Annotated in this window: 26 protein-coding genes and 1 tRNA gene; 14 read left to right on the top strand and 13 right to left on the bottom strand. The window is 69.2% G+C overall.

Annotated elements, in window-relative coordinates:
* Positions 1-19 precede the first annotated feature (19 nt).
* Positions 20-724 carry a GNAT family N-acetyltransferase gene (locus ABNQ39_RS12190; RefSeq protein WP_376957843.1) on the bottom strand — a complete coding sequence of 235 codons (705 nt, stop codon included), beginning with the start codon at positions 722-724 and terminating at the stop codon, positions 20-22.
* Between the two features lie 445 nt (positions 725-1169).
* On the opposite strand from ABNQ39_RS12190, the gene apaG reads away from it, so the two are divergent.
* The 3 genes from apaG (at position 1170) to ybaK (ending at position 3225) form a co-directional block, all read left to right on the top strand.
* Complete coding sequence (gene apaG / locus ABNQ39_RS12185; protein ID WP_098740939.1) at positions 1170-1562, top strand: Co2+/Mg2+ efflux protein ApaG; 393 nt, start codon at positions 1170-1172, stop codon at positions 1560-1562.
* Between the two features lie 459 nt (positions 1563-2021).
* Positions 2022-2648, top strand: a complete 627-nt coding sequence (folE, locus tag ABNQ39_RS12180) for a GTP cyclohydrolase I FolE (RefSeq protein ID WP_193548487.1) — start codon at positions 2022-2024, stop codon at positions 2646-2648.
* 94 nt (positions 2649-2742) lie between these two features.
* Positions 2743-3225, top strand: a complete 483-nt coding sequence (ybaK, locus tag ABNQ39_RS12175; protein WP_193548476.1) for a Cys-tRNA(Pro) deacylase — start codon at positions 2743-2745, stop codon at positions 3223-3225.
* A gap of 17 nt (positions 3226-3242) precedes the next feature.
* Here ybaK and ABNQ39_RS12170 read toward each other — a convergent pair.
* Both ABNQ39_RS12170 and ABNQ39_RS12165 read right to left on the bottom strand, forming a co-directional pair.
* A tRNA-Arg gene (locus ABNQ39_RS12170) sits at positions 3243-3319 on the bottom strand.
* Positions 3320-3623: 304 nt separating this feature from the next.
* A complete protein-coding gene (locus tag ABNQ39_RS12165; RefSeq protein WP_376957842.1) occupies positions 3624-4361 on the bottom strand; it encodes a sulfite oxidase-like oxidoreductase in 738 nt (245 codons plus the stop codon).
* Positions 4362-4688: 327 nt separating this feature from the next.
* Here ABNQ39_RS12165 and ABNQ39_RS12160 point away from each other — a divergent pair, with 327 nt between their 5' ends.
* A complete protein-coding gene (locus ABNQ39_RS12160; RefSeq protein ID WP_376957841.1) occupies positions 4689-6971 on the top strand; it encodes a mechanosensitive ion channel domain-containing protein in 2283 nt (760 codons plus the stop codon).
* A gap of 137 nt (positions 6972-7108) precedes the next feature.
* Complete coding sequence (locus tag ABNQ39_RS12155; protein ID WP_376957840.1) at positions 7109-7585, top strand: low affinity iron permease family protein; 477 nt, start codon at positions 7109-7111, stop codon at positions 7583-7585.
* 7 nt (positions 7586-7592) lie between these two features.
* On the opposite strand, the gene ABNQ39_RS12150 is transcribed toward ABNQ39_RS12155, so the two are convergent.
* Together ABNQ39_RS12150 and ABNQ39_RS12145 are read right to left on the bottom strand one after the other, a co-directional pair.
* Positions 7593-8183 (bottom strand): DUF2244 domain-containing protein, encoded by a 591-nt coding sequence (locus ABNQ39_RS12150; protein ID WP_376957839.1) that lies wholly within the window; start codon positions 8181-8183, stop codon positions 7593-7595.
* Between the two features lie 81 nt (positions 8184-8264).
* On the bottom strand, positions 8265-8741 hold the full coding sequence (locus ABNQ39_RS12145) for a hypothetical protein (protein WP_376957838.1): 477 nt from the start codon (positions 8739-8741) through the stop codon (positions 8265-8267).
* Between the two features lie 320 nt (positions 8742-9061).
* Here ABNQ39_RS12145 and nth point away from each other — a divergent pair, with 320 nt between their 5' ends.
* Entirely contained in the window at positions 9062-9697 is a 636-nt protein-coding gene (nth, locus tag ABNQ39_RS12140) for an endonuclease III (RefSeq protein ID WP_376957837.1), read from the top strand.
* Positions 9698-9768: 71 nt separating this feature from the next.
* Here the strand turns inward: nth and ABNQ39_RS12135 are convergent, their stop codons facing one another.
* From ABNQ39_RS12135 to ABNQ39_RS12120, 4 genes are all read right to left on the bottom strand, one after another.
* A complete protein-coding gene (locus tag ABNQ39_RS12135) occupies positions 9769-10614 on the bottom strand; it encodes a bactofilin family protein (RefSeq protein ID WP_376957836.1) in 846 nt (281 codons plus the stop codon).
* Between the two features lie 151 nt (positions 10615-10765).
* Complete coding sequence (locus ABNQ39_RS12130) at positions 10766-11461, bottom strand: EI24 domain-containing protein (RefSeq protein ID WP_376957835.1); 696 nt, start codon at positions 11459-11461, stop codon at positions 10766-10768.
* Between the two features lie 116 nt (positions 11462-11577).
* Positions 11578-12849, bottom strand: a complete 1272-nt coding sequence (fabF, locus tag ABNQ39_RS12125; RefSeq protein ID WP_376957834.1) for a beta-ketoacyl-ACP synthase II — start codon at positions 12847-12849, stop codon at positions 11578-11580.
* The gene (locus tag ABNQ39_RS12120; protein ID WP_376957833.1) at positions 12846-13319 is read right to left on the bottom strand and encodes a winged helix-turn-helix transcriptional regulator; all 474 of its coding nucleotides are present in this window, start codon (positions 13317-13319) and stop codon (positions 12846-12848) included. Before ABNQ39_RS12120 ends, fabF begins: the two co-directional genes overlap by 4 nt.
* 236 nt (positions 13320-13555) lie before the next feature.
* Between ABNQ39_RS12120 and ABNQ39_RS12115 the strand changes: the two genes are divergently transcribed.
* Positions 13556-14575, top strand: coding sequence for an adenosine kinase (locus ABNQ39_RS12115; protein WP_376957832.1), 1020 nt, complete (start codon positions 13556-13558; stop codon positions 14573-14575).
* Between the two features lie 103 nt (positions 14576-14678).
* Here ABNQ39_RS12115 and ABNQ39_RS12110 read toward each other — a convergent pair whose 3' ends face one another.
* Positions 14679-15158, bottom strand: coding sequence for a hypothetical protein (locus ABNQ39_RS12110; protein WP_376957831.1), 480 nt, complete (start codon positions 15156-15158; stop codon positions 14679-14681).
* 129 nt (positions 15159-15287) lie between these two features.
* On the opposite strand from ABNQ39_RS12110, the gene ABNQ39_RS12105 reads away from it, so the two are divergent.
* The 7 genes from ABNQ39_RS12105 (at position 15288) to ABNQ39_RS12075 (ending at position 20686) form a co-directional block, all read left to right on the top strand.
* A complete protein-coding gene (locus ABNQ39_RS12105) occupies positions 15288-15818 on the top strand; it encodes a hypothetical protein (RefSeq protein WP_376957830.1) in 531 nt (176 codons plus the stop codon).
* A 97-nt stretch (positions 15819-15915) separates the two neighbouring features.
* Positions 15916-16605 carry a hypothetical protein gene (locus ABNQ39_RS12100; protein WP_376957829.1) on the top strand — a complete coding sequence of 230 codons (690 nt, stop codon included), beginning with the start codon at positions 15916-15918 and terminating at the stop codon, positions 16603-16605.
* Between the two features lie 170 nt (positions 16606-16775).
* Positions 16776-17693 carry a sulfite exporter TauE/SafE family protein gene (locus tag ABNQ39_RS12095; protein WP_376957828.1) on the top strand — a complete coding sequence of 306 codons (918 nt, stop codon included), beginning with the start codon at positions 16776-16778 and terminating at the stop codon, positions 17691-17693.
* Positions 17694-17704: 11 nt separating this feature from the next.
* On the top strand, positions 17705-18493 hold the full coding sequence (locus ABNQ39_RS12090) for a TIGR02186 family protein (RefSeq protein ID WP_376957827.1): 789 nt from the start codon (positions 17705-17707) through the stop codon (positions 18491-18493).
* An 18-nt stretch (positions 18494-18511) separates the two neighbouring features.
* Positions 18512-19030: a universal stress protein gene (locus ABNQ39_RS12085; RefSeq protein WP_376957826.1), complete on the top strand. Its 519-nt coding sequence runs from the start codon at positions 18512-18514 to the stop codon at positions 19028-19030.
* A gap of 169 nt (positions 19031-19199) precedes the next feature.
* Positions 19200-19757 (top strand): NifU family protein, encoded by a 558-nt coding sequence (locus ABNQ39_RS12080; RefSeq protein ID WP_376957825.1) that lies wholly within the window; start codon positions 19200-19202, stop codon positions 19755-19757.
* Positions 19758-19816: 59 nt separating this feature from the next.
* Positions 19817-20686, top strand: a complete 870-nt coding sequence (locus tag ABNQ39_RS12075) for a DUF1848 domain-containing protein (RefSeq protein WP_376957824.1) — start codon at positions 19817-19819, stop codon at positions 20684-20686.
* A gap of 16 nt (positions 20687-20702) precedes the next feature.
* On the opposite strand, the gene ABNQ39_RS12070 is transcribed toward ABNQ39_RS12075, so the two are convergent.
* From ABNQ39_RS12070 to hrcA, 3 genes are all read right to left on the bottom strand, one after another.
* Positions 20703-21068 (bottom strand): response regulator, encoded by a 366-nt coding sequence (locus tag ABNQ39_RS12070; protein WP_098740953.1) that lies wholly within the window; start codon positions 21066-21068, stop codon positions 20703-20705.
* A gap of 159 nt (positions 21069-21227) precedes the next feature.
* Positions 21228-21827, bottom strand: a complete 600-nt coding sequence (gene grpE / locus ABNQ39_RS12065; protein ID WP_098740954.1) for a nucleotide exchange factor GrpE — start codon at positions 21825-21827, stop codon at positions 21228-21230.
* 51 nt (positions 21828-21878) lie between these two features.
* The gene (hrcA, locus tag ABNQ39_RS12060) at positions 21879-22919 is read right to left on the bottom strand and encodes a heat-inducible transcriptional repressor HrcA (protein ID WP_085090505.1); all 1041 of its coding nucleotides are present in this window, start codon (positions 22917-22919) and stop codon (positions 21879-21881) included.
* Positions 22920-23054 lie beyond the last annotated feature (135 nt).

Below are 23054 nucleotides of genomic sequence, written 5' to 3'. Positions count from 1 at the left end.
TTTCCGGGATGCGGAACGGTCACGCCGCCCCGGCCTGGAGGCCGTCGCGCCAGAACCAGTCGGTCCGGCGCACCCGGTCAGTCCAAAGTCGCTCCGCCGCCGTCCGGCCGAACAGGGCGCTGAAAGGGACGGGGGTGTCTCCCGCCGGCAGGTCGATAGACGTGGCCAGCACCGGGCCGAGAACCGGCGTGGCGCCGGCCTCGCTCTCCTGCGCGTCGGCCTGCTCGGGCTTGCCGATCATGCCGGCGGCGCCGGCCAGCGAGCCTTCGACCAGTTCCAGCCCCAACAGCCGGCTCATGTCGACCGGACCCGGCATCTCCATGCCCAGCGTCAGGGCGCGGGAGAAGCCGAACCGCTCGTAATAGGGGGCGTCGCCGACCAGGATCACCGACTTGTGGCCCAGCGCCACCGCCTTGTTCAGGCTCATCCGGATCATCTTGCTGCCCAGCCCGCTGCCCTGGAGATGGGCGGCGACCGCGATGGGGCCGAGCAGGATGGACGGGGTGGCGCCGCCGACCAGGATCGGCCAGTAGCGGATGGTGCCCACCACCACCTCGCGGCCATGCTCGTCATGCTCGATGGCGACGAGGTTCAGGGCGGGGATGGAGTCGACGCCGTCGCGCAGCCGGTAGGCGGTCTTGTTGAAGCGGTCGGGACCGAAGGAGGCGTCCAGCAAGGCTTCGATGGCGGCGGCGTGCTTGGGCTCTTCGACGGTGATGATCATCAGCTGGGGCTCCCGGCGGGAAGAAGGTCTTCTCAGAAGGCTTCTGAAGGGCGGATCGCGCCGCCGCCGGAAGGCCGGGGGTGTCAGGTCCCCGATGTGCCTCTGGCGTTCGCACGCGACCCAAGGACGGCCGCAACCGCAATGCGCGGTGCGAGGCTCCGTCGTCGGATGCGAAGGGCGTGCGAACGAGACATGGACAAGGCTCTTCGGCCGTTGCTGGGACTTGCGCATATATCATCGTCGCCCCCCCGTCGCAAGACCGTGGAGACCCCGATGCAGTGCATAACTGTATCCATCTGAATGCGGGCATGTCCCACGATTGTCCGGGGCGCTTCTGGACAGTGCGGAGGGGGGACCTTATTCTGTGCCGACAGCCGCCCGGCGCCGTTTACCGGGCTGTCCGTTCGGATTGCCCGCCCAGGATTGCCCGCCAGGATTCTCGACCATGTACACCGCCGTCACCCACGACATCCGCGTCACCGTGCAGCCCGTGTTCCTGGAGGACCAGTCGTCCCCGGCGGAGGGACGCTTCGTCTGGGCCTACCATGTCCGCATCGAGAATGAGGGCGAGGAGACGGTGCAGCTGCGCACCCGCCACTGGCGCATCACCGACGCCATGGGCCGCGTGCAGGAGGTGCGGGGGCCCGGCGTCGTCGGCGAACAGCCGGTGCTGGAGCCGGGCGACCATTTCGAATACACCAGCGGCACCCCGCTCGGCACGCCGTCCGGCATCATGGCCGGAACCTACGGCATGGAGGGCGAGGACGGCCGCGCCTTCGACGTGACGATCCCGGCCTTCTCGCTGGACAGCCCGCACCAGCCAATGCAGCTGAACTGACCGGAAAAATCCGGACCCAGAATTCCGGCTGCGGAAATCCGGCTGCAGGCGAATAATACAATAGAACTTGTGTGGTTATTGGAAGAATTCAACACGCGGCTTTGACAAGCCGCATGGCTGCCCGTACTTTGTCCATCGCTTGAAGGTCATAGGCCGGATCCTATCTAGGATCTTCCGAATGGCGTCCGGCGACAGAAACCGGGCGGAAACGGGAAGGCAGGCGCCGCCGCTCCGTTCCAGATATTTCCTTTTCGTCTTACGGGCCGTTCGGTTGATCCGCCGAGGCATCGGCTCCGTACTGACGGCAAACCCGAGTGACGCCAGACAGGATGGGCGTGTTGCGCGACAGCCGTCGGCTCACGGCCGATGGTCCACGCAAGGCGTGTTATCAGTTATGGAAAGGATGTTCCCGTGACGGCTACCAAGACCCCGCACGCCAAGCCTCCGGCGGCCGACAACGTGCTCCGCGGCCCCGGCCTGTCCCGGCCGGACGCCCTTGCCCGCCCGTCCCGCGCCGAGGCGGAGGAGGCCGTGCGCACCCTGATCCGCTGGGCCGGCGACGACCCGGCGCGCGAAGGGCTGGTCGGCACGCCGGACCGCGTCGTCCGCTCCTATGAGGAATTCTTCGCCGGCTACGGCATCGACCCGGTCGAGATCCTGTCGCGCACCTTCGAGGAGACCGACGGCTACGACGAGATGGTTGTGCTGCGCGACATCCGGGTCGAGTCCTATTGCGAGCACCACATGGTGCCGATCATCGGCAAGGCCCATGTCGCCTATCTGCCGCGCCGCCGCGTCGTCGGCATCTCCAAGCTGGCGCGGCTGGTCGAGGCCTATGGCAAGCGCCTGCAGATCCAGGAGAAGATGACGGCGCAGATCGCCAACACCATCGACGAGGTCCTCCAGCCCGAGGGTGTCGCCGTGGTGGTCGAGGCGCAGCACCAGTGCATGACGACCCGCGGCATCCACAAGACCGGCGTGACCATGGTGACCAGCCGCATGCTGGGCGCCTTCCGCACCGACCCGTCGACCCGCCGCGAATTCCTGACGATGATCGGCAACCCGTCGTCGCGCGGGATGGAGTGAGCGTCTCCCTCTTTCCGTTCGGGGAGAGGGCTTTACACCCCTTGCACCGCCTGCCAAGCTCCCGCCGCACTTAGTTCAGCGAGCGGTGTGGAGCATGGCGGCGAAGGTGACCCCGGCGGTCAATGCGGCGAAGGCGGCGGGCGTCGCCTTCCGGCTGATGGAATACGAGTACGACCCGTCGGCCGACGCCATCGGCCTGCACGCGGCCGAATCGCTCGGCCTCGACCCGGCCATCGTTTACAAGACCCTGATCGTCCAGCTGGAGCCCAAGGCGCTGGCCTGCGCCGTCATCCCGGTTGCGGCCAAGCTGGATTTGAAGGCCATCGCCGCGGCGGCCAAGGCGAAGAAGGCCGATCTGGCCGACCCGGCGCTGGCGGAAAAGACCACCGGCTTCCTGGTCGGCGGCATCAGCCCGCTCGGCCAGAAGAAGGCGCTGCCGACCTTCATCGACGCGAGCGCCGAAGCGCTGCCGGAAATGGTGGTGAATGGCGGCCGGCGCGGCTTGCAGATCGTGCTGGCGCCCGCCGATCTGGCCAAGGCGACGAAGGCGGCGGTCTGCGCCATCGTCGCGCACTGAACGGCGATTTTTTGTGGTGGTGACCCCGGCAGGACTCGAACCTGCTGCCTCAAGTTTAGGAAACTCGCGCTCTATCCTGATGAGCTACGGGGCCACTTGCGCCGCACCTTAACGGTTTCGCTTGCAAGGGGAAAGCGGCTTTTGGTGAAAGTGCGGCGTCGCCGGAGCGCTCGCCTGAAAGGTGGGCGTCACGCCGTTGGAAGCAACATAGAACACGGATTACACGGATCAGGCTGTATCCGCGACGTCAATCCATAGGAATGGCGACCGGGATGGACCGTGCTGAACCGGGCGGTTCCGTGAAATCCGTGTCAAAATCCGTGAAATCCGTGTCGATCGTTGCCTGCGTCTCCAGTACCTTGCGTTCAGGCGAGTGACTTGCCCCCGCCGGCCACCCGTCAGTCCGAATAGCGCTCCTCCAGCCAAGGGTCGGCGTGGTTGTTGTAGCCGCGGACCTCCCAATAGCCCTTGCGGTCGCTGGCCAGCAGCTCGATCCGCTTCACCCACTTGGCGCTCTTCCACAGATACAGCTTGGGCAGGATGATCCGCACCGGACCGCCATGCTCGCGGCTGATCGGCTGTCCCTCCCAGCTCGTGGCGAGCAGCACACCGTCGTCGTCGAAGTCCGACAGGGCGACGTTGGTGGTGTAGCCGTCGAAGGAATGGAAGACGACGAAGCGCGCCTCCGGCTTCGGCCGGGCCAGCTCCAGCAGGCGGCGGGCGCTGACCCCCTCCCAGCGGTTGTCGTAGCGCGACCAGGTGGTGACGCAGTGGATGTCGGAGACGAAGCTCTCCTGCGGCTGGGCCTGGAAATCGCCCCAGTTCCACGACAGGCGGTTCTCCACCAGCCCGTCCACCGCGAGCGTCCAGTTGGCCGTCGTCACCTTCGGCGTGATGCCGAGATCCAGCACCGGCCAGTCGGTCACCAGACGCTGGCCGGGCGGCAGCCGGTCGCGCGCCGGGTCGGCGGCATGGCCGGTGAGCGCACGGCCGTCGCGCGCCCATTGCTCCTTGGTGGCGACCAGCTTGTCGCGGACGGCGCCGTCCTGTCCGACCTGCCGGTCCGGTTCCAGTCCGGTACGCCCGTCCGGCTTGGGATCCGGCTTGGCATCCGGTTTGGGAGGTGTGTCGCTCATGGCTCATCCTTACTCAGCGCTTCCGGCACCGCCGGCATCTCCGCCGGCAGGGGCCCCGCTAAAAAAAGGAACAGACAGTCGGGTTGGCAAGCGGAAGCGGGAGAACTAACTTCCCGAAACCCGGCATATCGGAGCCCCGGCTTATTGGAGCCACAGTTCCACGCCAGGGTGCCGGCCGGCTGTTTCTGTGCCGCCCACCCGTATCGCCGCCCCGTCAGAGACCACCCGAGTGAATTGCCGATGATCCGGTCCGCAACGCCCGCCGCAAACCCACTGCCAAGCGTTTGGCGTCAGCTCCTGTCCGGCGGCCTGGCCGTCCTGCTTCTCGTGGCTCTGCTCGCCGGGGCGGGGGCTCCGGTGCTCGCCGCCTCAGCAGCGCCCGCCGGCGCCGGTCCGGCACCCGCCGCCGGTGCCGCCGCTCCCGCCGCCGCCGCGCCGGTGGTGGTGGACGAGGCGACCGTGCAGCAGCTGGAGGCGCTGGTCGGCACGCTGGAGAACCAGGATGCGCGCACCCAGCTGGTCACCCAGCTGCGCAACCTGATCACCGCCCAGCGCGGCCTCGCCCAGGCCAAGGAGGCGGAAGGCGAGTCGGCTCTGCCGCAGACCCTTGGCGCCCGCGCGCTGGCCTTCCTGGCGGCGCGGATGGACGTGGTCAGCCGCCAGCTGGTGCAGGTCGCCAACGTCTTCTCCGACCTGCCGGGGGCGCTGTCCTGGGTCCAGCGGCAGGCGCAGGACGACACCGCCCGCGACCGCTGGGTGCAGATCGGCATCCAGCTGGCGATGATCCTCGGCATCGGCGCGGTGGCCGCGCGCGGCATCGCCTGGCTGCTCAGCCGGCCGCGCCACGCCATGGCTGCCCGCCATGTCGGCTCCACCCTGCTGCGCATCCCGATGCTGCTCGGCCGGGCGGTGCTGGAACTGGCGCCGATCCTCGGCTTCATCGTCGTCGCCTACACCATCCTTTCGGTGACCGAGCCGGCGCCGCGCGTCCGGCTGGTGGCGCTGGCGGTGGTGAACGCCACCGTCATCACCCAGGCGCTGCTGATCCTGGTGCGGATGCTGTTCGCGCCCGACGCCCCCAACCTGCGCATGGTCCACACCAGCGAGGCCGGGGCGAAGCGTTGCTACATCTGGTCGCGCCGGCTGATCGCGGTCGCGGTCTACGGCTATTTCCTGGCGGAGGGCGCCTATGTGCTGGGCCTGCCGCTGGGCGCCTACGGCGCGCTGCTGAAGCTGCTGGGCGTGGTGATCGCCGCCATGCTGATCGCGCTGATCCTGCAGAACCGCGTCGGCGTCGCCGACTGGATGCGCGGCAACCCGCTGTCGGGCGACGGCGACCCGCTGGCGACCGCCCGGCGCGAGGCGGAAGGGCAGGGGGCGGTCCTGCGCACCGCGCGCCGCCGCTTCGCCGAGATCTGGCACGTGCTGGCCATCCTCTATGTCGTGGTGACGCTGGGCGTCTGGGTGCTGAACGTCTATGGCGGCTTCGAATTCCTGGCCCGCGGCACCGCGGTGACCGTGGTGGCGGTGGTGGTGGCCCGGCTTCTGGTGGGCGGGCTGAACCGGACGCTGCGCCGCGGCCTGACCATGAACCGCGAGCTGGCCGGCAACCTGCCGCAGCTCCACACCCGCGCCTTCCACTATCTCCCCATCGTCCAGCGCATCGGCAAGGTCATCATCTGGCTGGTGGCGCTCGGCGCCGCGCTGAACGGCTGGGGCATCGACACGCTGGGGATGGTCGAAACGAACGCCGGCCGCCGCATCCTCGGCAGCGCCATCTCCATCGGCCTGCTGCTGGCCGGCGCCATCGTCGCCTGGGAGGTGGTGAGCGCGCTGATCGAGCATTTCCTGCGCGCCACCGACCGCAACGGCACCCGCATCGAACGCAGCGCCCGCATGCGCACGCTGCTGCCGCTGCTGCGCAACGCCTTCCTGATCCTGCTGGTGACGATGGTGTCGCTGATCACCCTGTCGGAGCTGGGCGTCAACATCGCGCCGCTGCTGGCCGGTGCCGGTGTCGTCGGTCTGGCCATCGGTTTCGGATCGCAGACCCTGGTCAAGGACATCATCACCGGCCTGTTCATCCTGTTCGAGGACACGGTGTCGGTCGGCGACGTGGTGGATGTCGGCGGCGGCCATTCCGGTACGGTGGAGGCGATCTCCATCCGCTCGATCCGCCTGCGCGACGGGGCGGGTGCCGTCCATTCCGTGCCGTTCAGCGCCGTCACCACCGTGAAGAACATGAGCAAGGACTTCTCGGTCACCCTGTTCAACATCACGGTGTCCAACCGCGAGGATCCCGACCGCATCATCGCCGCGCTGAAGGAAACCGGCGCCGAGGTCCAGGCCCAGCCGCAGTTCGCCGCCGACATCCTGAACCCGCTGGAGGTGCTGGGCGTCGACAAGCTGTCCGACACCGGCATCAACATCCTGGCCCAGTTCAAGACCCGCCCGACCCGCCAGTGGGGTGTCACCCGCGAGTTCAACCGCCTGCTGAAGAAGAAGTTCGACGAGCTGGGCATCGCCATGCCGACCCAGTCGATGCAGCTGGTCGTCGGCCAGAACCCGCAGGACCGCGCGCTGGCGGAAGCGCTCAGCCAGGGCTCCTGACCGCCGGGGGTACCGCCCGCCGGGGGTACCGCCCGTAAGCACGGGCTCCGACGTTACGGACAGGGAACGCCCGGCATTGCCGGGCGTTTTCCTTATGTACGTCCTGTACGTTCGATCAGCGGGAGCCAGCCGCAAAAATGGTCAGCGATGCCTTTTCCCGGTTCGCCCGCTGGATGGAGCGCCAGTCCGGCCGTCCGGGCGCCTTCGTCACCGCCTTCGCCGTGGTGCTGGTCTGGGGGCTGACCGGACCGCTGTTCCACTTCTCCGACACGTGGCAGCTGGTGATCAACACCGGCACCACCATCGTCACCTTCCTGATGGTGTTCATCATCCAGAACGCCCAGAACCGCGACACCCAGGCCATCCACCTGAAGCTGGACGAACTGATCCGCGCCACCCACTCCGCCCGCAACGGCATGATCGACGTGGAGGAGATGCCGGAAACCGAGCTGGCGAAGGTGAAGCGCAGCTTCGAAAAGCTCGCCCAGACCGCCGAGTGCCTGGACCACCGCATCGACGAGAAGGTGGAGCGCGCGGTCGAGCGCGAAGTGGAGCGCGAGGTCGACGAGGAGCTGGAGGAACGCGGCCTGCCCGACCCGGCGGACAAACGCTAGGCAGGACCTATCCGGCGGGCGCCGGCGGGCAGGGCGGACGGCGCCAGGCCCGCAGCGCATCGCCCAGCGCGCTGGCGAAGCTGGACCGTTCGTCCGGCGACAGGAAGGACCCGACGCCTACGGACTGGCCATGGGAACTCAGCGTGACCTGCCCGGCGGCGCCGCGGCGCTCATGGTCGGCCGGCTCGGTGTGGGTGATCCGCAGCCAATAGGGATGGAAGGACCAGCGCCGCTCCGGCGCCTTCCAATGCACCCGCTGCACCGTCAGCGCGGTTTCGGTCAGCCGCACCCGTTCGTACTGGCGGGCCGAGCGGTAGCTGACGCGGAAGGCCAGCCACAGCGCCAGAACGTCCAGCCCGCAGAAGGGCACGACCGGCCAGGCGCCATGGGCGACGAAGATGCCGGCGACGATCAGGTTCATCGCCACCACCACCGCCATAAGGACCCGGAAGCCGCTGCGGCCCAGGCTGCGGTGCGGGTGGAGGATGGCGTCGAACAGCACGCGCACCGACCCACTGCCGCCGCCGCTTTCCGCGGGGGAGGGACCGTCGCCGGGCTGCCGGCCACCGGGTTGCGGGCCGCTGATGTCGATTGGCATGGCGGCCATCCTACCCCAGCGCCGCCCGGCAGAAAACCGCGAGGAAAGCGGGGTTATGCCGCCCTCGTCATGCCGCCCTCCTTATGCCGCCTTCGACACCATCGGCACCAAGCCGCCGTTCAGCACCCAGGCCATGGCGCTGTCCATGCCGTAATGGTCCGCGGCCGGCCGGCCCCCGATCTCTCCGGCCAGACCGCCGTCGGCCTGCGGATCCTCGGCTAGGACGAAGATCCGCGCCTGATCGTCGATGCCGGCGGCGATCATCACCTCCGCCATTGCCGCGGCCCAGTGCCAGTCGGTCATCACCACGCCGCAGCGCAGCTGTCCGCAGCGCCGGGCCAGCTTCATCAGGGCGACGACGATCTCCGGCCGGAATCCCTCGGCCTCGAAGCGGTCGAACTCGACAAGGCTGCTCCAGGACGTGCCGCGGGCGCCCAGGGTGGCGCAGTGCCTCTCCACCTGCCGGGCGATGGTGTCGCGCTGCTCCAGCGACAGGGTGCCCTGCAACCGGACATGCAGTCCCCAATCCTTCAGTTCCACAAGAAAAGACGCGGTCATATCAAGATACCCTTATCCGATCGGAACGCCACAACCAGGATGATCCATGGTTCTTTTAAAGGCGTTCAAGCGGTGTCCCGGCAGTCAGCAAATCATACGCCACCGTGAAAGCGACCGGAAAGCCGGTATTCTGCGACCAATTCTGTTGATCCGGCGTCACTTATTCCAATCTTTGTCGCAAATTGCGACGCAACGCTGCAGTTTGGCCTGCGGCCTGCGCCGGAGTGTTTCGCGGCTGTCATCATCGCCTGTCGCAGCCCCTCCGAACGGCCCGCTCCGCCTCTGGCGCAGGCGGGGCCGTTGCGGCTATGGTGGCGGCCATGAAGCCAGCCGCCGTCCAGGAATTCTTCCGCCGCCTGTCCGCCGCCAATCCGGAACCCCGGAGCGAGCTGGAATACATCAATCCTTACACGCTGCTGGTCGCCGTGGTGCTGTCGGCCCAGGCCACCGACGTCGGGGTGAACCGGGCGACCGGACCGCTGTTCCAGCTCGTCACCACGCCCCAGCAGATGGTGGCGCTGGGCGAGGAGGGGCTGCGCGGCTACATCAAGACCATCGGCCTGTTCAACACCAAGGCCAAGAACGTCATCCGCCTGTCGGAGCTGCTGATCGAGCGCCATGGCGGCGAGGTGCCGCGCGACCGCGACGCGCTGGAACAGCTTCCCGGTGTCGGCCGCAAGACCGCCAACGTCGTCCTCAACGTCGCCTTCGGCGAGGAGACCATCGCGGTCGACACCCACATCTTCCGGGTCGGCAACCGCACCGGGCTCGCCCCCGGCAAGACGCCGGACGCGGTGGAGGCGAAGCTGCTGAAGACGGTGCCCAAGCTGTACCGCCGCCATGCCCACCACTGGCTGATCCTGCACGGCCGCTACGTCTGCAAGGCGCGCAAGCCCGATTGCCCGGTCTGCCCGGTCGCCGACCTCTGCGGCTTCAAGGACAAGATCATCGCCTGATCTCGCCTGACCCAGACGCAAAACGCCCGGCATGGCAGAAAGCCAGCCGGGCGTTTTGCGGTTTTTGCCGGTCAGACGGTCTCGGCCGCCGGGACCTGCTCGGCCACGGGCTGGGCCACGGGCTGGACCGCGGCGGCGGCGGGCCTGGAGCCGGCGCCGTAGATCTGGATGTCGCCGATCAGCTGGCCGCCGGCATCGACCGCCAGTTCGCCGAAGCGGATCGACCCGGTGATCTTGCCGGTGGAGCGCACGGTCAGGCGGCCGCGGACGGCGATGTCGCCTTCGAAGCGGCCGGCGATGTCGGCCTCCTCGATGTCGACCGAGCCCTTGAACAGGCCGGTCTCGGCGATCTCGACCAGCCGGCCTTCGCGCAGCTTGGCCTCGACCGTGCCCTCGACCACCACCACGTCGCACGAGCCGATCTCGCCGGTCAGCGAGATGTCGCGGCCGACGATCAGGCGGCGCTGCTCGGGCATGGCCGGGGCGACGGGGGCCGGCGCGACCGGAGCCTGGGCGGCGGCGGCCGGGTTGGCGATCGGGATCGACGGCTGGCGCGGGGCGGAGCCGGGCATGTCGACGACCCGGCGCGGCACGTCGGTCTTGAAGCCGGCACCCGGCACGGACGGCGCGGACGGGGGCTTGGGAATGCTGTTCATGTCGGGTCCCTTCGAGGCGGCAGGCATGTCGGGATAGGCCGGGGCGGCGTGCTGCGTGTCCGCCAGGGCGTGGGCCATGCTGGGGGCGGCGGCTCCGGCCGCGAGAGCGGACGCCGGGGCATGTGCCGGATTATTCAGCGAGGCGAGCGGCGACGAGACGGCGCCGGGCTCGCCCGGGGTGTACGGACGGACACCCGGCTGCGGCGGGACGGGGCTGTCGGCCTTGGGAGCGGCGGGCGGTGTCTTTCGTCCGAACAGCATGAGCGGTTCCCCCAGTCTGGACATTCGGGTGGCGGGATGGCCTGGAAATCGTGTGGCCCGGTGCCGGAGGCGCCCCGCCGGGAAGGCGGTCGCCGCAATCGGTGTCCGGGCGGCCGGTTTCCGGGCAGGCGACGGTGTGCGGCCGTGCCGCCTAGCGGCGTATCACGGTCGTCCGGCCTGCCGCAAGGGCCGCCGACATAGACTGTAGGACATGAACCATGAAGGCGCTCGCGACGACCGGGACCAGCAAATTGGCGAAGGGGATTGTCGAAAGAAAGGCAATGACGACCCCGGCCAAAAAAGGTTTCAGCGGTCTGGCACGGCGCATCGCCCGCGCGGCGGCGCGGTCCATCCGCCGGTGCGCGACCATCTCGAAATACTCCCGGCCCAGCAGATAGCCGTTGATGGTGTAGAAGACGATCAGGTTCAGGCCGGGCGCGAAGATGTAGATCGGCAAAGCCAGCAGATTGACTGCCAGCACCAGCAGCAGGAAGCGCAGCGCCGTCGCCAGCTCCTCCAGCCAGCCGGCCTGGCGCGGGGCGGGCAGGCCGGGGTAATGCCGCGCCTCCACCCGCTCCACCACCTCGTCGAGGAAGAAGCTCGACACCGTGCCGACGGTGGCCGGGAACAGCAGCCACGCCAGCACCAGCACCCCCAGCCCGCCCATGACGTCGATGGTGGCGTCGATCCAGCCATAGCCGGTCAGCGGCGTCGCCGACAGCGCCCACGAGGCGCCGACCGCCAGCAGGGCATAGGCGAGCAGCGAGACGAACACCCCGGTCCACACCACCCGGCGCACGCGCGGGTCGGACAGCTGGGCGAAGGCAAGCACGAGGGCGCGGATCATCGGCGGTCCGTAAGGCGGCAAGGAAGGGCGGCGGGACATGGCCGCCGCCGCCCGCATATCTACGGTGGCCGGCGGCCGGGTTCCAGTCCCCCCCGTGCCGTCCTGCCGCTCTCCCGTTACGGCGCGGGGCTGAACACCAGCGCGGCGTTCGTCCCGCCGAAGCCGAAGCTGTTCGACAGGACGTGGCGGATGCGCCGCTCCTTCGGCCGCAGCGGCACGAGGTCGAGGTCGCAGCCCTCCGACGGCGCTTCCAGGTTCAGGGTGGGCGGGGCGACCTGATCGCGCAGGGCCAGGATGGCGAAGATCGCCTCCACCGCACCCGCCGCGCCCAGCAGATGGCCGGTCGCCGATTTGGTCGAGGACATCGAGAGCGCCGCCGCCGCCGGGCCGAACAGGCGCTTGACCGCCGCGATCTCCACCGGGTCGCCGGCCGGGGTGGAGGTGGCGTGGGCGTTGACGTAGTCGATGGCGTCCGGCGCCAGCCCGGCCCGCTTCAGCGCGGCGCGCATGGCGCGGAAGGCGCCGTTGCCGTCCTCCGCCGGGGAGGTGATGTGGTAGGCGTCGCCCGACAGGCCATAGCCGGTGACCTCGGCATAGATCGTCGCCCCGCGCCGCTTGGCGTGCTCCAGCTCCTCCAGCACCAGCACGCCGGCGCCTTCGCCCATGACGAAGCCATCGCGCTCGCGGTCCCAGGGGCGCGACGCATGGGCCGGGTCGTCGTTGAAGCCGCTGGACATGGCGCGGGCGGCGCAGAAGCCGGCGATGGCGAGACGGCAGATCGTCGCCTCGCTGCCGCCGGCCAGCATGACGTCGGCATCGTCCATGGCGATCAGCCGGGCGGCGTCGCCGATGGCATGGGCCCCGGTCGCGCAGGCGGTCACCGCGGCATGGTTCGGTCCGCGGAAGCCGTAGCGGATCGAGACATGGCCCGACGCGAGGTTAATGAGGGTCGACGGCACGAAGAAGGGCGAGATGCGGCGCGGCCCCTTCGTATGCAGTGTCAGCGCCGCGTCGGCCAGGGCCGGCAGGCCGCCGATGCCGGAGCCGATCATCACGCCGGTGCGCTCCTGCGCCTCCGCGTCCGCCGGGCGCCAGCCGGCATCGGCCACCGCCTCTTCCGCGGCGGCCAGCGCCAGCAGGATGAAGCGGTCCATCTTGCGCTGGTCCTTGGGCGGCACCACCGCATCGGCATCGAAGGCGGCCTCGCCGCTGTCCGGCACCTGTCCGGCGATGCGGCAGGGCAGGTCGGCGACATCGATCCCACCGGCATCGACCCCACGGATCGCGCGGATGCCGCTGCGGCCGTCCAGCATGGCGCGCCAGCTGGGGTTCACCCCGGCCCCGAGCGGCGTGACCGCGCCCAATCCGGTGACCACGACTCGTCTCATTCGGTTTCGTCCTTTGCCCATGTCGTCTTTGCGGGGATGGTGAATTCCGGGCGCAGCCGCTCCGGTTGGATCGCTTCGCCGGTCGTCCTGTCGACCAGCACCGGTTCGACCCGCCGTCCTGTTTCCCTGTCGACGATCCGGAACGCCCCGCCGGGCGGCAGCCAGCGGCTGCCCCAGTCGGCCATGGCGATCAGCACCGGCAGGAAATCCCGCCCCTTGCCGGTCAGGTGATAGGCGTGGCGCAGCGGGCGGTCCCGGTAGGGCCGTTTCTCCAGCAGCCCGGCCTCCACCAGAGCCTGGAGGCGGCGGGTCAGCATGTTGGTGGCGAGCCCGATGCTGCGCTGGAACTCGTCGAAGCGGGTCAGGCCCAACATCGCGTCGCGCAGGATCAGCAGGGACCACCATTCCCCGACCTCGTCAAGGCTGCGGGCGATGGGGCAGGGAACGTCGCTCAGGCGGGTGCGTCGCATGGCGGCGACTGTCGCACGGTCACTTTCATCATGCAAGTGATGGGGGACGCTTCGCCATGGGCACCTCAAAGGCCCTTTCCCCTCCCCAGGGGGAGACAGGGCTATCCGCTGCGGCCAGGAAGATCGCCCTCGGGAGCATCGGAAGTGCTCGCCCGAGCCGCACTTGTGATGCGGGCGGCGGCGGCTATACTCGCGCCGCAACATCGCCCCGACCGCAAGATTCTCCAGGAGAGCCCATGGCCACGTCCACCCCCGATGCCACTCAGGATGCCGCCTACGACGTCACCGGCATCGGCAACGCCATCGTGGACGTGATCGCCCACGCCGACGACGCCTTCCTCGCCGCCAACACCATCGAGAAGGGGGCGATGACGCTGATCGACGCCGCCCGCGCCGAGGAGCTTTACGGCCGCATGGGGCCGGGCGTGGAGGTCTCCGGCGGCTCGGCCGGCAACACCATGGCGGGCATCGCCATGCTGGGCGGGCGCGGCGCTTATATCGGCAAGGTCGCCAGGGACCAGCTGGGCGACGTGTTCCGCCATGACATCCGCGCGGCCGGCGTCGCCTTCGACAGCGCGCCGCTGCTGGGCGGGGCGCCGACCGCCCGCTGCCTGATCCTGGTCACGCCGGACGCCCAGCGCTCGATGAACACCTATCTCGGCGCCTGCGTCGAGCTGGGGCCGGAGGACATCGACGAGGCGCTGATCGCCGGCTCGCAGGTCACCTATCTGGAAGGCTATCTGTGGGATCCGCCCCGCGCCAAGGAGGCCTTCCGCAAGGCGGCGGAGATCGCGCACGCCGCCGGCCGCAAGGTGTCGCTGTCGCTGTCCGACAGCTTCTGCGTCCACCGCCATCATGCCGAGTTCGTCGATCTGGTGGAACGCCATGTCGACATCCTGTTCGCCAACGAGCATGAGATCGGCGCCCTCTACGGCACCGACAGCTTCGAGGACGCGCTGGCGGCGGTGAAGCGGCTGGGCAAGACGGCGGCGCTGACCCGTAGCGAGAAGGGCGCGGTCATCGTGTCGGCCGGCGAGGTGGTCGAGGTGGCGGCCGAGCCGGTGGAGCGGGTGGTCGACACCACCGGTGCCGGCGACCTCTATGCCGCCGGCTTCCTGTTCGGCCACACCCGCGGCCTGTCCCCGGCGGTCTGCGGCCGTCTGGGCGCCGTCGCCGCGGCGGAGATCATCAGCCATGTCGGCGCCCGGCCGGAGGTGAACCTGCGCGAGCTGGTCGCCGCCAAGGGCATCCTCTAACCTGCGATTTGCGCCTCAGATCGCGACAACGTTGCCGGCCGCACTGCATTTTGCAACTGCGGCCGGTTCTCGTTCCGGTCCGGTCTTCTTCGGTTCAGCCGGCTCAGTTCAACTGGTCATCCACCACCGGCCGCTCCGGCACGGTGACCCGGGCGCACAGCAGCGCCAGCGCCGTCCCGCTGTCGGGGGCGGCCACCGCCCAGCGCTCCGGCCGGTCGGGACGCGGGACGGTCAGCAGCCACAGCCGGTCCTTTTCGCCGAACCGCTCGGTCATCAGCGTGTATTCCCGCGGCCCCTGGCGGCGCAGGTCGTTCAATTGGCTCTGCAATTCCGCCGCCTGGGCGTTGCGCACGGATATCGCGTCCTCCAGCTGGCGCAGTTCGGTTTCCTGCCGGCGCAGGTCGCGCCGCAGGGAGTCGGTGGTCTGGGCCAGCTCCGTCCGTCCATGATGCAGCTGCGACCGGCGGCGCTGCACCGACGCGATCCGGTAGCCGATCCGCAGGATCGACACGGTGCCCCAGCTGAGGCAGGCCATCATGATGACCATTTCCAGCACCAGCAGCAGCGGCGTCTGCATGCCCATCGGTCCTCCGCTCCTTCGGCACGCTCCTTGCTGCGTGCGTGACTGCCGGGATTGCAGCAACCGGCGTGCCAGGGCGGGTACCGGCATTTGCGGCGGACTTCGACGGACTTCGACGGGGGAGGGGGTGTGATGGAGGTGGTGCGGACGATTCTCAGCTCGGCGGTGCCGCTGGTGGCGGCGCTGGCCGTGCTGTGCCATCTGTGCTGGGTCGGCATCCGGCGCAGCTGGGAACGGGTGGCCGGGCTCGACCGGCTGCGCCAGTCGGTGCGGCCGCTGAAGGAACGCCAGCGCGCCGAGACGGAGGCGCTGGCCGACATGGCCTGCCGGCTGGAGGAGGCGAGGGGCCGTCTGACCGCCGCCGAACTGCGGGTCAGCCATCTCCAGCGCCAGATCGACACGCTGGACAAGGAACCGCCGGTCTTCCTGCACGTCCTCGGCCCCCCCGGTGGCAACCGGCGCGGCTTCAAGGCGGAGGCGAAGTTCGACACCGTTGTCGCCGCCGCCGCCCGCGCCGCCGGCAAGCCGGTGAACCCGGCCTGGCGCTATGGCAACCGGGTCGTGGTGCATGCGCTGGACATGGCGTCCGCCCGGCGCGAGGCGGACCATGTCTTCCCGCAGAAGGGCGGCTATCAGGTCTTCTTCCACGCGGCGGTGCACTGACCCCCTGCCCGGTTGCCGTTTTTCGCAAAAGCCCACCGTTTGGAGAAATAATTCCTATAACCTCTCCGCAATGCCCACCCATTCGCGGAGCCACGCCATGCCCCTCGACAGCCGTACCCTCGCAAACGACCAGTTCCCGGTGTGGGCCGAAGAGCCGCCGGTGCCGTCGGACGGCTCTCTGGTCCCCGGCTCGCAGTTCCATGAGGAGCAGTGGATCATGGCCGCCGGCATGCTGGCGCGCGGCAGCAGCTTCCTTTATGTCGCCCGCGCCATGGGATGCAGCCGCACCACCCTCTGGCGCGCTTACTACGGCTCCAAGGATTTCCGTCACAGAGTGTGGTGGGAGCGGCAGGCGTTGCGCCGCGAGGCCGACCTGCGCCTCTCCTCGCTGCGCAGTCTGGTGGTCGAGCAGATCGAACGGCTGGTCTCCTCCGGCGATCCGTCCACCGTGCGCTGGCTGGCCGACCGGCTCGGCATCCTCGACGGGCTCGCACCACAGCCGGCGCAACGGCCGCAGCCCCCGCAGCCGTCGGAAGACCTGTCTGCCACCGACCCTGCGGCTGACCCTGCCGCAGACCTTATCGCCGACCTCGACGACGACAGCATCCCCGGCGCCTTCCGCGAACGCACCCCGCCCGATCCGCGCGCCGTCGCCGCCATCCTCGCCCGCCCGGAGGCGGCGGGGCCAAAGGGCGTCTATCCCTATACCCTCAACCCCGACGATCCCTATCCAACCCTCGGCTCGGCGCTGGAACGCCGGGGCAAGGCCGCCTTCGACCGTCTGTAAGGCGGACAAGATGGAACATCGGCCGGAAACCGTTCCACGCCGTTCCACCCCTCCCGCCGGCCCCGTCACCGGAAGCGACCCCCCAAAAGGCCGGCGCTGCGGTCTTCCGCCACGGCACCGGCTCGGGTAAGCTGCCGATCCCGCCGCCCATCCTGACAGATTGCCCCTCCATGCAAGTCTACCTGCCGATTGCCGAGATGTCGGTCAACGCGCTGCTGGTGCTCGGCATGGGCTGGCTGGTCGGCTTCCTGTCGGGCATGTTCGGCGTCGGCGGCGGCTTCCTGATGACGCCGCTGCTGATCTTCATCGGCGTTCCCCCGGCAATCGCCGTCGGCACCCAGGCCAACCAGCTGGTCGCCGCCAGCGTGTCCGGCGTGCTCGCCCACTGGCGGCGCGGCAATGTCGACGTGAAGCTGGGTGTGGTGATGCTGGGCGGCGGCGTGGTCGGCACCGCGGTGGGGGTGTGGATCTTCGGCATCCTCCAGCGGCTGGGCCAGATCGACATCGCCATCACCCTGTCCTACGTCTTCTTCCTCGGCACCATCGGCGGCATGATGCTGGTGGAAAGCAGCCGCGCCATCCTGCGCCGCCGGGCGCCGACGGCCAAGCGCGGCAAGCTGCACCGCCACATCTGGCTGCACGGCCTGCCCTTCAAGATGCGCTTCCAGCGCTCCAAGCTCTACATCTCCGCCCTGCTGCCGGCGGGGATCGGGGCGGTCGGCGGCATGCTGGTGGCGATCATGGGCATCGGCGGCGGCTTCCTGCTGGTGCCGGCGATGATCTATCTGCTGAACATGCCGGCCGGTCTGGTCGCCGGCACCTCGCTGTTCCAGATCATCTTCACCACCGCGGCGGCGACCCTGCTCCAGGCCGCCACCAACCAGACGGTGGACGCCATGCTGGCGCTCCTGCTGCTGATCGGCGGCGTGATCGGCGCGCAGTTCGGCACCAGGGCCGGCACCCGGCTGCGCGGCGAGACCGCCCGGATGGCGCTGTCGATGATCGTGGTGGCGGTGGCGCTGAAGCTGGCCTGGGACCTGTTCTCCCGTCCCGACGACCTCTACACCCTGACCATGGGGCTGCACTGATGGCGGCGGGCATGACCGAACGCAGGCCAGCCAAGCGCCGGCCCATCAAGCGCAGGCTGGTGCAGGCCGCCGCGGCGCTGGCCGGGCTGCTGCTGGGCGGCACGGTGGCGGCGACGGTGTGGGCGCAGCAGCTGGTCGCCGACCTGTCGAGCCACCTGATCGCCATCACCACCGGCTTCACCGGCACGGAGGTCGTGCTGTTCGGCACCACCGACGGGGCGGGCGACGTCGCCATCGTCGTCACCGGCCCGCGCTCCCCCGCCACCGTCCGTCGCAAGCAGCGGGTGGCCGGCATGTGGATGAACACCGACAGCCTGCGCTTCGACCAGGTGCCCAGCTTCTACACGGTGGCGGTCAGCCGGCCGCTCGACCAGCTGGTCGGCCGCCCGGTTCTGGAGCGCCACCAGCTGGGCCTGCCGCAGCTGCAGCTGCCGGCCGATCCCACCCTGCCGCCGGAGGAGCTTGCCGCCTACCGCAGCGCGCTGATCCGCAACAAGCAGCGCCAGGGGCTCTACGCCATCTCCATGGGGCAGGTCGCCTTCCTGGGCGAACGGCTGTTCCGCACCAACATCTATTTCCCGGCCAATGTCCCGACCGGGCTGTACAATGTCGAAGCCCTGCTGATACGCGACGGCGAGGTGGTCAGCGCCCAGACCACTCCGCTGGTGGTGTCCAAGATCGGGTTCAGCGCCGAAGTGTCGGACTTTGCGCGCAACCGCCCGGTCATCTACGGGGTGGTCGCCGTCCTCGGCGCCATCGCGGCCGGCTGGGCGGCCGGCGCCGCATTCCGCCGGGTCTAAGCCGAGAGGGTGACAGAGATGACCGACACGACGCAGCCGACGACGCCCGACACGCAGCAGCCCCCCGCCGCAAAACCGGTGCGCATCTTCCTGGTGGTGGTCGACGACAGCCCGGAGCTGAAGGTGGCGCTCCGCTATGCCTGCCTGCGCGCCCGCAAGTCGGGCGGCAAGGTGGCGCTGCTGACCGTCCTGGAAAAGGGCGAGATGCAGCACTGGCTGGCGGTGGAGAACCTGATCCGCGAGGAACAGCGCGCCGAGGCGGAGCAGATGCTCCAGAAGCTGGCGCGCGAGGTCAACCAGCTGACCGGCACCCTGCCGGCGCTCTATGTCCGCGAAGGCAACCGCACCGAGGAGGTGCTGGCCCTGATCGGCGAGGAGCCGAGCATCTCCATCCTGGTGCTGGCCGCCGGCACCGACCCGGAGGGGCCCGGCCCGCTGATCTCCTACTACACCGGCCGCGGGCTGGGGCGGCTGCACATCCCGCTGACCATCGTCCCCGGCGGTCTCAGCAACGAGGAACTGGACGCGATCACGTGAACGGGGCACGCAGGTAAGGATAGGCGCCGCGCATGCCGGATGCCGAATACCCACACAACCGGGGTCCTTGATCCGCCCGGCGTTTCGGCCCAGATTTCCCCCAATCGTGCCGCAGCCCAATCCTGGGCGCGCCGGCGGTTCCATTCCGCCGCCGATGGAGGACCAGACCATGTTCATTCAGACCGAGCAGACGCCCAACCCGGCGACTCTCAAGTTCCTGCCGGGGCGTGACGTGCTCGGACGCGGCACCGCCGACTTCACCAGCCGCGAGGATGCCGCCCGTTCGCCGCTCGCCCAGCGCCTGTTCGAGATCGAGGGTGTCGTCGGCGTCTTCCTGGGTGCCGACTTCATCACCATCACCAAGACCGATGCGCGCGACTGGTTCCTGCTGAAGCCGTCGATCCTCGGCGTGATCATGGAGCATTTCACCGCCGACCGCCCGGTCCTGCTGGAGGACGGCGGCGACGGCCATGCCGCGGCGGCGAACGCCGACGACGAGGAGATCGTCGAGCAGATCAAGGAGCTGCTGGACACCCGCGTCCGCCCGTCGGTCGCCCAGGACGGCGGCGACATCACCTTCCAGGGCTTCGAGCGCGGCGTCGTCTATCTGGCGATGAAGGGGGCCTGCTCCGGCTGCCCCAGCTCCACCGCCACGCTGAAGCACGGCATCGAGAACATGCTGCGCCACTACATCCCCGAAGTGGTCGAAGTCCGCGCGGTCCAGTAAGGATTTGGGAATGCCGGCCTGCCCTTGATGTGGCGGGCCGGCATACCCATGCTGGCTGCATGATCATCTCCGCCAGCTACAAGACCGACATTCCCGCCTTCTACGGGCGCTGGTTCCTGAACCGCCTCGACGCCGGCCATTGCCGGATGGTCAATCCCTATGGCGGCCAGACCTACCGCATCGACCTGACCCGTCCGGCGGTCGACGGCCTCATCTTCTGGACTAAGAATCTGGGACCGTTCCTGCCCGCGCTCGACAGCGTGGCGGAGCGCGGCTTTCCCTTCGTCGTGCAATACAGCATCACCGGCCTGCCGACCGCGCTGGAGCGCTCGGTCCCCGCCTGGGAGACCGCGGTCGGCCATATGGCACAGGTGCGCGGGCACTGGGGGCCGCGTGCCGCGGTCTGGCGCTACGACCCCATCGCCCTGACCGACGCGACGCCGCCCGCCTGGCACCGCGAGACCTTCGCCGCCATCGCCCGCTCGCTGCGCGGGGTGACCGACGAGGTGGTGGTGTCCTTCCTCCAGCCTTACCGCAAGACCGCCCGCAACCTCGCCGCCGCCGGCATCGGCTGGCGCGATCCGGAGGGGGAGGAGAAGCGCGCGCTGCTGGCGGAGCTGGCCGGGATCGCGGCGGGGGAGGGGATGACGCTGACGCTCTGCACCCAGCCGGACCTCGTGGACACGCCCGGCACGGCGCCGGCCCGCTGCGTCGATGCGCTGCGGCTGTCCGATGTCGCGGGCCATGCGATCGCCGCGCGGGAGAAGGGCAACCGGCCCAGCTGCCTGTGCGCCGAAAGCCGCGACATCGGCGACTATGACAGCTGCCCGCACGGCTGCGTCTACTGCTATGCCGTCGCCGACCGCGGCAAGGCCCAGCAACGCTTCGCCGCGCACGATCCTGAAGGGGAGTTTCTGGTCGCCCGTTGACGGGGAAGACCGGTCCTTACGGGCAGACCTTCCGCACCGTCTCCACCAGCTTTTCCGGGTTGAACGGCTTCACCAGCCAGCCGGTGGCGCCGGCTTCGCGGCCGGCGGACTTCTTGGCCGGATCGGCTTCGGTGGTCAGCAGCAGGACCGGGGTGGCGCGGTTGGTGGCCGAAGCGCGGATGGCGCGGGTCAGCGCCAGCCCATCCAGGCCCGGCATGTTCAGGTCGGTGATGATGCAGTCGAACTTGCGCTGGTTGACCAGGGCGAGGCCGGCAGTGCCGTCCGACGCCTCCGCCACCTCATAGCCGGCGCCTTTCAGCGTGAACCCGACCATGTCGCGGATGGTCTTGGAATCGTCGACGGTCAGGACGCATTTGGGCATGGAACGCGGCTCCGGTTGCTCGGCCGAAAGAGTTATGGGAAAGGCCTAGGCAATTTCCCGCCGACCGTCAACCGCTGGCGTACCCTATTCCGCACAACAAGGAAGCCCCCGGCCCGTCGGCGGCGCCGCTGAACCGGGGGCTTTGCAGAGGCTGTACGGTTACGCCTTCGTATCGACGTGCTGGCCGCCGGCGTCACCGCCCTTGGCGACACCGACCATCGCCTCGCGCAGCAGGCGGCCGTGGATGGTGTAGCCGGGCTGGAGAACCTGCACGACGGTGCCGGCGGCCTTGCCGGTGTTCTCGATCTCGAACATCACCTGATGGAAGTTCGGGTCGAACGGCTCGCCGGCCGGGTCCAGCTTCTTGATGCCGGCGCGGTCGAAGGCGGCGAACAGCTGGCGCTCGGTCGCCTCGACGCCGACGGCGAGGCCCTTCAGAACATCGTCCTGCTCGCGGCCCTCGGCCGGCACGGCGTCGAGCGCGCGGCGCAAATTGTCGGCGACCGACACCAGCTCCTTGGCGAAGCTCGACACGGCGAACTTGCTGGCGTCCTCGCGGTCGCGCTGGGCACGGCGGCGGGTGTTCTCCGTCTCCGCCATGGCGCGCAGAAGCTGGTCCTTCAGGCTGGCGACCTCGGCCTCCAGCTTGGCGACGCGGTCCTCGGGCGAACCGGCATCCGTCTGGTTGGCGGCGGTGTCGGCGGTGGCCTCGGTCGGCTCCACCGTGGCGTCGGCGGGCTTGTTCTGCTCTTCGCTCATGGTTTTCTCAATTCTTGCTTCGTCAAAAGGCGGAGTTGGTGAGGGTGGTGGTCAGCCGATCAGCCGGCTGACCACCTTGGCGGTGTAATCGACCAGCGGAATGATACGGGCGTAATTGATGCGGGTCGGGCCGATGACGCCGATGGCGCCGATCACCTGTTCCCGGCTGTTCTGGAAGGGGGAGATGATCATCGAGCAGCCGGAATGGCTGAACAGGACGTTCTCGGCGCCGATGAAGATCTGCACGCCGTCGCCGCGACCGGTGGCGTCCAGCATGCGCAGCATCGTCTCCTTGGTCTCCAGCGCCTCGAACAGGCCGCGCACGCGCTCCAGATCCGACAGCGCGGTGACGTCCTCCAGCAGGCGGGACTGGCCGCGGACGATCAACTGGCCGGCGTTCGACCCGCCGCTGCCGGCCCAGGTGGCCAGACCGGCGGCGACCACCTTGCGCGACAGCTCGTCCAGCTGGGTCTTCTGCTGCTCGATCTCCTGCAGGACCTCCTGCCGAGCCTCGTCCAGCGTGCGCCCGGCGAGCTTGGCGCTGAGGAAATTCGAGACCGTCTGCAGGGTGGAGGTGGGGACCCCCATCGGCACCTCGATCACCCGGTTCTCGACCAGCCCGTCCTCGTTCACCAGGACGACGAGGGCGCGGCCGGGGCCGAGCGACACGAACTCGATGTGCTTGAGCGGCCGGTCGGTCTTGGGCGCCACCACCAGGCCTGCGCAGTGCGACAGGCCGGACAGCATGGTCGACGCCTCGCCCAGCACGTCGGCGAAGGCGCGGCCGGAGGCGGAGCATTTCGCTTCGATCGAGGCGCGCTCGTCCTCGGTCAGCGACCCGATCTCCAGCAGGCCGTCGACGAACATGCGAAGGCCGGCATCGGTCGGGATGCGGCCGGCGGAGGTGTGCGGGGCGTAGAGCAGCCCCTGCTCCTCCAGGTCGGCCATCACGTTGCGGATGGTCGCGGGCGACAAGGCCATGCCAAGCCGCCTGGAGATCGTGCGCGAGCCGACCGGCTCCCCCGACGCCACATAGGCGTCGACGATCAGCCGGAAAATCTCGCGCGATCGCTGGTTCAGCTCGTTGATCATGGACTGGGGCGGTCGTGCTCTGTTCGGGCCGGTCGGTTGCGGAACGCGGGTTCCGTCAACCGGTCCGAATTTAGGCAGGTCCGACCGCCGAATCAACGTGCGGGGCGAAGATGCCCCACCGGCATGCCCCCATTG

It is taken from the genome of Azospirillum sp. A26, assembly GCF_042604635.1.
GTDB lineage: Bacteria > Pseudomonadota > Alphaproteobacteria > Azospirillales > Azospirillaceae > Azospirillum > Azospirillum palustre.
Note: the sequence above shows the minus strand (reverse complement) of the source record. Positions and strands in the feature narration are given on the sequence as shown.

Excerpts from the sequence above, each read along its gene's own strand:
- ABNQ39_RS12085 (WP_376957826.1), top strand. The coding sequence starts at position 18,512 with ATGACCGACACGACGCAGCCGACGACGCCCGACACGCAGCAGCCCCCC.
- ABNQ39_RS12165 (WP_376957842.1), bottom strand. The coding sequence starts at position 4,361 with ATGAGCGACACACCTCCCAAACCGGATGCCAAGCCGGATCCCAAGCCG.
- ABNQ39_RS12150 (WP_376957839.1), bottom strand. The coding sequence starts at position 8,183 with ATGCCAATCGACATCAGCGGCCCGCAACCCGGTGGCCGGCAGCCCGGC.
- fabF (WP_376957834.1), bottom strand. The coding sequence starts at position 12,849 with ATGAGACGAGTCGTGGTCACCGGATTGGGCGCGGTCACGCCGCTCGGG.
- apaG (WP_098740939.1), top strand. The coding sequence starts at position 1,170 with ATGTACACCGCCGTCACCCACGACATCCGCGTCACCGTGCAGCCCGTG.
- ABNQ39_RS12090 (WP_376957827.1), top strand. The coding sequence starts at position 17,705 with ATGACCGAACGCAGGCCAGCCAAGCGCCGGCCCATCAAGCGCAGGCTG.
- ABNQ39_RS12070 (WP_098740953.1), bottom strand. The coding sequence starts at position 21,068 with ATGCCCAAATGCGTCCTGACCGTCGACGATTCCAAGACCATCCGCGAC.
- ABNQ39_RS12100 (WP_376957829.1), top strand. The coding sequence starts at position 15,916 with ATGCCCCTCGACAGCCGTACCCTCGCAAACGACCAGTTCCCGGTGTGG.
- ABNQ39_RS12155 (WP_376957840.1), top strand. The coding sequence starts at position 7,109 with ATGGTCAGCGATGCCTTTTCCCGGTTCGCCCGCTGGATGGAGCGCCAG.
- hrcA (WP_085090505.1), bottom strand. The coding sequence starts at position 22,919 with ATGATCAACGAGCTGAACCAGCGATCGCGCGAGATTTTCCGGCTGATC.
- ABNQ39_RS12190 (WP_376957843.1), bottom strand. The coding sequence starts at position 724 with ATGATCATCACCGTCGAAGAGCCCAAGCACGCCGCCGCCATCGAAGCC.
- ABNQ39_RS12145 (WP_376957838.1), bottom strand. The coding sequence starts at position 8,741 with ATGACCGCGTCTTTTCTTGTGGAACTGAAGGATTGGGGACTGCATGTC.
- ABNQ39_RS12110 (WP_376957831.1), bottom strand. The coding sequence starts at position 15,158 with ATGGGCATGCAGACGCCGCTGCTGCTGGTGCTGGAAATGGTCATCATG.
- ybaK (WP_193548476.1), top strand. The coding sequence starts at position 2,743 with ATGGCGGCGAAGGTGACCCCGGCGGTCAATGCGGCGAAGGCGGCGGGC.
- nth (WP_376957837.1), top strand. The coding sequence starts at position 9,062 with ATGAAGCCAGCCGCCGTCCAGGAATTCTTCCGCCGCCTGTCCGCCGCC.
- ABNQ39_RS12115 (WP_376957832.1), top strand. The coding sequence starts at position 13,556 with ATGGCCACGTCCACCCCCGATGCCACTCAGGATGCCGCCTACGACGTC.
- ABNQ39_RS12105 (WP_376957830.1), top strand. The coding sequence starts at position 15,288 with ATGGAGGTGGTGCGGACGATTCTCAGCTCGGCGGTGCCGCTGGTGGCG.
- ABNQ39_RS12080 (WP_376957825.1), top strand. The coding sequence starts at position 19,200 with ATGTTCATTCAGACCGAGCAGACGCCCAACCCGGCGACTCTCAAGTTC.
- ABNQ39_RS12120 (WP_376957833.1), bottom strand. The coding sequence starts at position 13,319 with ATGCGACGCACCCGCCTGAGCGACGTTCCCTGCCCCATCGCCCGCAGC.
- ABNQ39_RS12130 (WP_376957835.1), bottom strand. The coding sequence starts at position 11,461 with ATGATCCGCGCCCTCGTGCTTGCCTTCGCCCAGCTGTCCGACCCGCGC.
- ABNQ39_RS12135 (WP_376957836.1), bottom strand. The coding sequence starts at position 10,614 with ATGCTGTTCGGACGAAAGACACCGCCCGCCGCTCCCAAGGCCGACAGC.
- ABNQ39_RS12075 (WP_376957824.1), top strand. The coding sequence starts at position 19,817 with ATGATCATCTCCGCCAGCTACAAGACCGACATTCCCGCCTTCTACGGG.
- grpE (WP_098740954.1), bottom strand. The coding sequence starts at position 21,827 with ATGAGCGAAGAGCAGAACAAGCCCGCCGACGCCACGGTGGAGCCGACC.
- ABNQ39_RS12095 (WP_376957828.1), top strand. The coding sequence starts at position 16,776 with ATGCAAGTCTACCTGCCGATTGCCGAGATGTCGGTCAACGCGCTGCTG.